Raw genomic sequence first — 463 nt, 5'->3', positions numbered from 1 at the left:
GCATGCCGCTCCGGGGCCACGTCTGGCACTGGATTATGCGGGAGCCTGAATTGGACGCTTTTACGTCCGCATTCCCAGCTAAGAGTCTCCAACTCCGGAACTGGGGTTTCTGTTAAAGGTGAAGTATGAAGCTCTATGATTTGGTCACTGTGCCTACCTATGAATCACTGCAATACCTTCAAGGGTTGTTCAAGGGTTGTCCCTTTGATGTGAACTTGCGCCAGTGTTACGTGTCCCTCAATATCTCAGAATCCCCGAGTGAGCCAGACCACGAACGCACGTTCCTCGCTAACTGCGGTGCTATGGGCATCTACTACGATTCGACATTGCAGTCCTCGTCGCTCGTGCTGCCGCTTTATAGCGAAGAGATGGTGGAGCGTGCAGCAGAGTTGCGTGAGTCGGAGCTGAATAAGTTCTACGGTGATCTGTACTTTCCGCACATGGTCATCGTCCCGTACTTCCC

The 463-nt window shown here is 52.7% G+C and carries 1 protein-coding gene; it reads left to right on the top strand.

The window, feature by feature from the left end; translation table 11 throughout:
* Positions 1 to 125: 125 nt before the first annotated feature.
* Positions 126 to 463, top strand: a 338-nt coding sequence (locus AC1RPN_RS08375) for a hypothetical protein (protein WP_481763742.1), incomplete at its 3' end; no start/stop codon positions are given.

This window comes from Dellaglioa sp. CoH-57-MRSF-20 (genome assembly GCF_056781955.1).
The sequence above is the reverse complement of the archived record's forward strand: the minus strand, read 5'-3'. Positions and strand labels throughout refer to the sequence as shown.